Origin of the sequence: Erwinia sp. AnSW2-5 (assembly GCF_045107195.1) — a bacterium.
Taxonomy (GTDB): domain Bacteria; phylum Pseudomonadota; class Gammaproteobacteria; order Enterobacterales; family Enterobacteriaceae; genus Erwinia.
Map to the genome: position 1 here is coordinate 37,733 of NZ_JBJGXA010000051.1, position 8,449 is coordinate 46,181.

Sequence of the window (8,449 nt, forward strand, 5' to 3'; positions counted from 1 at the left end):
CCTCAGCGCAGTTGATGGATCACCTGGTTGCTGCTGCCGCGCCACAGCAGCGCCGGGTCGCGCAAATCCTGAATATATTTCCCGTCTATCAGCACATTCACGTGGGCAACCACCTGCTGCTGCGCTGTGCTCAGCTCTTCCAGGCGGTAACCTGTCCACATCCAGATATCTTTGCCAGCACACTCACGCCGGACCCGACGTACCAGCCGCCCGACATCCGCCAGATTGGCCGGGTGCAACGGATCGCCACCGGACAGCGACAACCCCTGGCGCGGAATGCGCGTATCGGTGAGGTCGGCGATCAACTGCTCTTCCATCTCAATGGTGAACGGTAACCCGGAGTTCAGCCGCCAGGTGCTTTTGTTATAGCAGCCGGGGCATTCATGCACGCAGCCCGCGACAAACAGCGTGCAGCGCGTGCCGGGACCGTTGACGATATCCACCGGGTAATACTGATGGATATTCACCCCAGCTGACCGTTACCCAGATGTTTCACCCGGCGTTTAACCTCCTCCTGCTTCCCGGCGTTAAACGGCCGGGCATCAGGACTGCCGAGATAGCCGCACACCCGGCGCGTCACCGAGACGCGGGTACTGTCATGGTTACCGCATTTCGGGCAGGTAAAGCCTTTGCTGGTACACTCAAACTCGCCGGTAAAACCGCACTCATAGCACTCGTCGATAGGCGTATTGGTGCCGTAGTAAGGCACCCGGCTGTAGCTGTAATCCCAGACGTCTTCCAGCGCCTTAAGGTTGTGCTGAATATTGGGGTATTCGCCGTAACAGATAAAACCGCCATTCGCTAACGGTGGATAACCGGCTTCGAAGTCGATTTTATCGTACGGATTGACCTTCTTCTCCACGTCGAGGTGGAAGCTGTTGGTGTAATAGCCCTTATCGGTGACGCCCGGCACCACGCCGAACTCGGCGGCATCGAGGCGGCAGAAACGGTCACACAGGTTCTCGCTTGGCGTGCTGTACAAACTGAAGCCGTAGTCCGTTTCCTCTTTCCATGCCTCGACGGCGGCGCGAAGCCGGGCAACAATCTCCAGCCCTTTGGCGCGCAATTTTTCATCATCATAAGGATGCACGCTGCCGCCGCTCAGGGCATTCAGCGTTTCGTGAATGCCAATATAGCCCAGCGAAATCGATGCTCTGCCATGACGGAATATAGATGCCACCGACTCATCGGCTTTCAGGCGCACCCCGCACGCTCCTTCCATGTAGAGGATCGGTGCCACGCGCGCCTTCACATTTTCCAGCCGGGCGATACGCGTCATCAGGGCTTTCTTCGCCAGCAGCAGGCGCTGGTCGAGCAGCGCCCAGAAGCGGCTTTCATCACCCTGTGTCTCCAGCGCAATACGCGGCAGGTTAAGGCTGATCACGCCGATATTATTGCGGCCATCGTGGATCTGCTCGCCGTTCTCTTCATACACGCCCAGGAAGCTGCGGCAGCCCATCGGGGTTTTAAAGGATCCAGTGACTTTTACCACCTGATCGTAGTTGAGAATATCGGGATACATGCGCTTGCTGGCGCACTCCAGCGCCAGCTGTTTGATATCGTAGTTGGGTTCGCCTGCGGCATGATTCAGCCCGGCTTTGATAGCAAACACCAGTTTTGGGAACACCGCCGTTTTATGATTTTTCCCCAGCCCGGCAATACGGTTACGCAAAATTGACTGCTGGACCAGGCGCGCCGCCCAGCTGGTGCCAAGGCCAAACCCAAAGGTGACAAACGGCGTCTGGCCGTTAGCGGTATGCAGCGTATTCACTTCATATTCCAGTGACTGGAACGCGTCGTAGCACTCTTTCTCAGTGCGCGAATGGGCATACGCCTCGACATCCGCCACCTGCCATTGCTGCGCGGTGGCCCGATGTTTCACCAGGCTGGCCTCCACAAACGGTGCCAGTACTTCATCGATGCGGTTAATGGTCGTGCCGCCATAAATATGGCTGGCGACCTGAGCGATGATCTGTGCGGTCACGGCCGTGGCGGTAGAGATCGACTTGGGGGGTTCGATCTCGGCATTCCCCATTTTGAAACCGTGCGTCAGCATGCCGCGCAGGTCAATCAGCATGCAGTTAAACATCGGGAAGAACGGCGAGTAGTCGAGATCGTGATAGTGGATCTCGCCGCGTTCGTGCGCGCTAACCACATCGCGTGGCAGCATATGCTGGCGTGCATAGTGTTTGGCAACAATACCGGCCAGTAGATCGCGCTGAGTGGGGATCACTTTGCTGTCTTTATTGGCATTTTCATTCAGCAGTGCCGGGTTGCTCTGTTCAATCAGACCGCGAATTTCATGATTTAACCGACCACGCAGCTCGCGGGCAACATCGCGATCGTGGCGATACTCAATATAGCTGCGCGCCAGCTGCGGATAACGGCCTGCCATCAACTGGTTCTCAACCGCGCGCTGGACTTCAGCGATATCGACGCGGGTGCGGGCGGTGAGCAGGGCACTAATCTGACTGGCAGCGGTGGCGCAGTAATCGTCATCGTTAATTTTCGCTGCCAGTGCGGCGGCGCGAATTGCCGCCTCAATACGCGCTGGATCGAAGGCGACCTGACAGCCGTCCCGCTTGATTACCTGAGTTGCCACCGCTGCTCTCCTGAATGAAGAAAATCTATATGTAGGTTTTGATGGCTATAGTAAACGCTATATATAGTGTTGTGTTCAGATTTAAACGACGTTTTATTGACCTGAGGCAAAGATCTGACAGCAGCGAAGCAAAGATAAGCGATGGTCAACGTCGGCGCTGGTTTTGTGTGGTTATACGATATTTTTGCCACCAAGGTGTGCTGTGATGGTTGCATTCAACCCAAGGGAATCACTACTATTGCCGGTTGCCGTAGAGCTAAATCCATTTTGCTCTGGTCTTTCAGGGATACTGTCCGATGTCGTCTGTCGCTTATAACGAAAAACAGGTCATTCGCTGGCTCGGTGCGCGTACCGTTGCCCGGGCGCGCGATCGGGTCGCCAGCGTACAGAATCTGCAGTGGCAAAATAATTTGCTGACCGGTGAAGTGCCGGGACGTAAAGCGGAACCTTTCAGCGTGATCGTGCATTTCAGTCGTCCCCAGGGCAAGTTGCTTGCCAGTGGGGAGTGCAGCTGTGCCGTAAAAAATAACTGTAAGCATGTTGCGGCGTTGATGCTGGCGAACCTGCAACCCCGCCAGCCGAAATCGGCAGTGGCACTCAAAACCATCGAAGCGATCCCGGTCCCGATACTGCAACTGCAATCACGCGCCAAATTTATCAGCGGCTATGGTCATTATGGTCATCGCCAGAAGCGCCTCGATTTTGCCTCCGTCAGCTTTGACTACGCGGGCGTGAACGTTGATGCAGGCAGCCGGGCGGAGAGTTTTACCGATCGCAATGGCCTGCGTTACCACGTTCAGCGTCACACGGAAGAGGAGCAGTCCTGGCTGGCGCAGATTGACACGGTCGGGCTGAATGCCATCCCCGCCGGGCATATTTATACGCCAGCTCCGTTACCCCCGGCGATCTTCGCCCCGGCATCGCCGCCGCAGTGGCGTAATTTCATTAAAAAAGGCCTGCCTGCGCTGCGCAAACGCGGCTGGCGCATCAGCATGGATGATGATTTCACCTGGAATGTCTCCGACGTTGATGCCATTGAAGGGCGCGCAATACAGGGCGAGGACGGCTGGTTCGATCTTGAGCTGGCGATGAAGATTGGCCGCCGTCGCGTGCGTCTGGAACCGCTGCTGGCGAAGCTGTTTGAGCACGACCGTCGCTGGATGTCCGGCAATCTGCGCCTGATCGATGACGACGAGCAAATTGAGCTACGTGACGATAAGAATCAGCGATTGCTGTTCCGCGCAGGCCAGCTTAAGCCGCTGGTGGGCAATCTGATTGACCTGTTTGGCGCACACCAACCGCTGCGGCTGGCCGCCTGGGATATCGGGCGTCTCAGTGAGTCCGGCGATCGTAACCGCTGGGTATTTGACGGTGATAACGCCGTTCATCAGCTGGCAGAACGATTGAACGGGCACAGCGGTGTGCAGGCTATTGACCCACCTGTTGGTTTGCGGGCCACGCTGCGCGACTATCAGCAGCAGGGGGTTAACTGGATGCAGTTCCTGCGTCAGCATCAGCTGGCGGGCGTGCTGGCCGATGATATGGGGCTGGGAAAAACCATTCAGACGCTGGCCCACCTGCTGCTGGAGAAAGAAGCGGGGCGCCTGGACCGGCCTGCACTGATCGTGGTGCCGACCACGCTGGTCCATAACTGGTGCTGTGAAGCACGGCGCTTTGCGCCGGGCCTGCGGGTGCTGGCACTGACCGGGCCGCAGCGCAAAGACTTTTACGATCAGATGGAACAGTACGATGTGGTGATCACCACCTATTCACTTTTGTGGCGCGATCAGCCGCAGCTGGTGGCGCACTATTATCACCTGCTGATCCTCGATGAAGCGCAGTATGTGAAGAACAGCGCCTCACGCGCGGCCTCGGTGATCCGCACCCTGAAGACGCGGCATCGTCTCTGCCTGACCGGGACACCGCTGGAAAATCACCTCGGAGAGCTGTGGTCGCAGTTTGATTTTCTGCTGCCGGGCTTCCTCGGCAGCGAACGCGACTTCACCCAGAACTGGCGTATTCCGGTGGAGCGCAACGGCGATAAAGTCAGGCGTGAGCTGCTGGCGAAGCGCGTGCGGCCATTTATGCTGCGCCGCCGCAAGCAGGAGGTGGCCAAAGAGCTGCCGCCGAAAAATACCATTGTGCGCAGCGTGCCGCTGGACGGTGCGCAGCGAGACCTGTACGACCAGGTACGCGCCGCGATGCAGGACCGCGTACAGTTAGCGATGCAGCAGCAGGGACCGGGCCGCAGCCATCTGCTGGTGCTGGATGCGTTGCTAAAACTGCGCCAGATCTGCTGCGATCCGCGCCTGTTGTCCGATCCGCGCGCCGAGCGGGTGAAACATTCTGCCAAGCTGGCGCTGCTGCGCGAGATGCTGCATGACCTGCTGGCAGAAGATCGGCGTATCCTGATCTTCTCGCAGTTCACCACCATGCTGGGCATCATCGCGGAAGAGTTGCAGAAAGCACGTATTCCTTATGTCACCCTGACGGGCAGCACCCGTGACCGCACCGAGCCGGTACGGCGTTTTCAGCAGGGTGAAGTACCGGTGTTTCTGATCAGCCTGAAAGCGGGTGGCGTTGGGCTGAATCTGACGGCGGCAGACACCGTGATCCACTACGATCCCTGGTGGAACCCGGCCGCTGAAAATCAGGCGACCGATCGCGCCTATCGCCTCGGGCAGGACAAACCGGTCTTTGTGTATAAGCTGATCGCGGCGGATACCATCGAAGAGAAGATCGTCGCGATGCAGCAGCAAAAAGCGGAACTGGCCGGAGAGATCCTTGACGATGAGTTGAGTGAACCGTCCAGCTTCAGTCAGGACGATCTGGCCGCGCTGTTCTCCTGATTTACCCCCACACCATCGCCTCAGATAGCGTCAGAAAGACAGGCGCTCCTGCACCTCATGGATCTCGTTTCATGGGATGTAACTTGATGTAACACGCGAATTATGTTTTAAGAGGTCATCACAAAAAAAGGATGTTCTGATATGTCATGGTCACTGTGCCCGCTGCTGCTTGCCTGTTCCCTGTTCCTGCCATTCACTGTGGTGGCCGACCCGGCAGGGACGCTGCCACTGATGCCCTGGCCGCAGCAGGTGGAGCAGCCTGAAGGTGGGGGAAATCTGGCCCTGACCACGCCGCTGGCGATTCAGGTCGAAGGCGATAACCTGCACGAGGCGCTTCCGCGCTGGCAGCAACGCCTGGCGCGCCAGACTGGCAACCCTGACCTGCCGATTTCTGCCAGTGCCACATCGTTACAAATCCGTATCGCCCGACAGGTTGACGCCATCCCCCAGCCGGACAGTGATGAGAGCTACCGGCTGGTGGTCAGCGCTGACGGTATCACGCTGGATGCGGCCACCCGTTTTGGCGCGATGCGCGGCATGGAAACACTGCTGCAACTGGTGCACAACAGCACGGTGCCACTGGTGACGATTAACGACCATCCGCGCTTCCCGTGGCGCGGGATCCTGATTGACTCTGCCCGCCACTTTATGCCCATTGAGACGCTGAAGCGCCAGATTGATGGCATCGCCGCCGCGCGCATGAACGTCTTCCACTGGCACCTGACCGACGACCAGGGCTGGCGTTTTGGTTCCAGCCATTTCCCGCAGTTGCAGGAAAAAGCCAGCGACGGACTGTGGTACAGCCCGCAGCAGATGCGCGATATCGTCAGCTATGCCACCCGTCGTGGCGTGCGCGTGGTGCCGGAAATTGACTTCCCAGGGCATGCATCCGCACTGGCGGTGGCGATGCCGGAACTGATAGCGGCACCGGGGCCTTATCAAATGGAACGTGGCTGGGGCGTATTTAAACCCCTGCTCGATCCGTCGCGCGAACAGGTTTATCAGTTTATCGATACGCTGGTGGGCGAGGTGGCGGCTATCTTCCCCGATCCTTATCTGCATATTGGTGGCGATGAAGTGGATGCCAGCCAGTGGGAACACTCTGAGGCGATCCGCCAGTTTATGCAGCAGAAAGGGCTGAAAGACAGCCACGCGTTGCAGGCGTATTTCAATCAGCGGGTGGAGAAGATCCTGGAAAAACACCAGCGGCAGATGATCGGCTGGGATGAAATCTATCATCCCGATCTGCCGCGCAGCATTGTGATCCAGTCCTGGCGCGGGCCGGATGCGCTGGGCGAAGTGGCAAAAAACAACTATCGCGGCATCCTGTCGACCGGCTTCTATGTCGATCAGGCCCAGCCTGCGGCGTTCCATTATCGTAATGAAGTCTGGCCGCAGGGGCTGAACGATGCCGACCGGATCAAAGAAGGCGAAACGGCGCAGAGCTGGCAATTTACGCTGCCACGCCTGAAGGGCAAGCCGCTAACGGGCAGTTTTACGCTGATTGATGCCGCTGGCGGATGGCGTGGGTTTATTGACTTTGAAGGGCGCTCGCGGCGCATGGTGCGGGAGATGCGCTGGCTGTCTCCTACCCAGTTCACTTTCCGGGTCGACAGCTGGATGGGCGAACTTCGTCCGGTGCTGACCCTGGCGGGCGACAAGATGAGCGGCTACTGGCGCATCGGTAACGTGCGCTATCCCACGGTGGGCAGCAGGCTGCCGCAGCCACCGCAGGGCATGAAACCGGTACTGCCGGATGACGCACAGTTGAGAAATAATCTGCTGGGCGGGGAAGCGGCGCTGTGGAGCGAAATCGTCGATGAGAACGTTATCGACGTCCGTTTGTGGCCCCGGGCATTTGTGGTGGCAGAGCGGCTGTGGTCGGCTTCTGACGTGACGGATGAAAAGAATATGTATCAGCGCCTGGCGGCCGTCGATAGCTGGTCTGCCGTTTCGGTGGGCCTGCAACAGCACGCGGAAACGCAGCTCCAGATGATGCGTCTGGCGAACAGTAGCGACACGGTGCCGCTGCAAATCTTCGCTGAAGCGCTGGAGCCTGCGCAGTTCTATACCCGTCAGCATCTGAAATATCAGGCCGGGCATTACACGCAGGCGGAACCGTTGAACCGGCTGGCCGATGTGCTTCCATCCGAAAGTAACAAAGTCCGTGAGCTGGATCAGCAGGTAGACGCGCTGATTGCCAATCGCGGCGATCGTCAGGCGGCGCAGGCGGTTCGCCGTCAGCTTCTGCTGTGGCAGCACAATATTCCGCTGGTGGAACCGGTGCTGGCGCAGAACCCGCAGTTACGGCCGCTGCTGCCGGTGGCGGGGCAGGTGGCGGAGATCACTCAGATAGGATTGTCACTGCTGGATGCTATGGAAAAGGAACAGACCTTTGGCGCACGCGAAGTGGCGAAGATGCATCAACGGCTGGATCAGGCGGCGCTCACGCAGGATGAAGTGGTGATCGCGCTGGTGTATCCGGTGGAGAAATTATTACGTTATGGGAAATAACAGCGGGTCGATCGGCGATCGACCCGCAAAACGGTTCATCACGATCGATTAACGACGTACTGCGATCGCTTCGATTTCGATGTTCACATCTTTTGGCAGGCGGGCCACTTCCACACATGAACGCGCCGGGAAGCTGGCCTGGTGCTCTGTGAAGAAGGCTTCGTAGGTGGCATTCACCGTGGCGAAGTCATTCAGATCTTTCACGAACACGGTGGTTTTGACGATATCACCCACTTTCAAACCTGCGGCCTCAACAATCGCTTTCACATTTTCCAGCGACTGGCGTGCCTGCGCGGCAATATCGTCCGCCACAGCACCGGTTTTAGGATCGACCGGGATCTGGCCTGACGTGAAGATCATGCTGCCGAGGTCCACACCCTGAACATAAGGGCCGATAGCGGCGGGTGCGTTTTCCGTACTGATTTCGCGAGACATGTGCTCTCCTTGATAGTGTTGATTATACGGCTGCGGGTCGGGCATGCCC

At 58.1% G+C, this 8,449-nt stretch carries 5 protein-coding genes; 2 read left to right on the forward strand and 3 right to left on the reverse strand.

The genetic code is table 11. The features are described from left to right. Positions 1-2: 2 nt before the first annotated feature. On the reverse strand, positions 3-467 hold the full coding sequence (gene nrdG, locus ACFL9S_RS23155) for an anaerobic ribonucleoside-triphosphate reductase-activating protein (protein WP_405264216.1): 465 nt from the start codon (positions 465-467) through the stop codon (positions 3-5). Next, complete coding sequence (gene nrdD / locus ACFL9S_RS23160; protein ID WP_405264217.1) at positions 464-2,602, reverse strand: anaerobic ribonucleoside-triphosphate reductase; 2,139 nt, start codon at positions 2,600-2,602, stop codon at positions 464-466. The genes nrdG and nrdD overlap by 4 nt, the downstream gene beginning before the upstream one ends. Positions 2,603-2,898: 296 nt before the next feature. Here nrdD and ACFL9S_RS23165 point away from each other — a divergent pair, with 296 nt between their 5' ends. Both ACFL9S_RS23165 and ACFL9S_RS23170 read left to right on the forward strand, forming a co-directional pair. Continuing rightward, positions 2,899-5,451: a DEAD/DEAH box helicase gene (locus ACFL9S_RS23165; protein ID WP_405264218.1), complete on the forward strand. Its 2,553-nt coding sequence runs from the start codon at positions 2,899-2,901 to the stop codon at positions 5,449-5,451. Positions 5,452-5,592: 141 nt separating this feature from the next. Next, positions 5,593-7,965, forward strand: a complete 2,373-nt coding sequence (locus ACFL9S_RS23170) for a beta-N-acetylhexosaminidase (protein ID WP_405264219.1) — start codon at positions 5,593-5,595, stop codon at positions 7,963-7,965. Between the two features lie 48 nt (positions 7,966-8,013). Here the strand turns inward: ACFL9S_RS23170 and ridA are convergent, their stop codons facing one another. Then, positions 8,014-8,400, reverse strand: coding sequence for a 2-iminobutanoate/2-iminopropanoate deaminase (gene ridA, locus ACFL9S_RS23175; protein ID WP_133844004.1), 387 nt, complete (start codon positions 8,398-8,400; stop codon positions 8,014-8,016). Positions 8,401-8,449 lie beyond the last annotated feature (49 nt).

Bases quoted from the DNA above. Each gene is read 5' to 3' on its own strand.
- ridA (WP_133844004.1), bottom strand. From the start codon at position 8,400: ATGTCTCGCGAAATCAGTACGGAAAACGCACCCGCCGCTATCGGCCCT.
- ACFL9S_RS23170 (WP_405264219.1), top strand. From the start codon at position 5,593: ATGTCATGGTCACTGTGCCCGCTGCTGCTTGCCTGTTCCCTGTTCCTG.
- ACFL9S_RS23165 (WP_405264218.1), top strand. From the start codon at position 2,899: ATGTCGTCTGTCGCTTATAACGAAAAACAGGTCATTCGCTGGCTCGGT.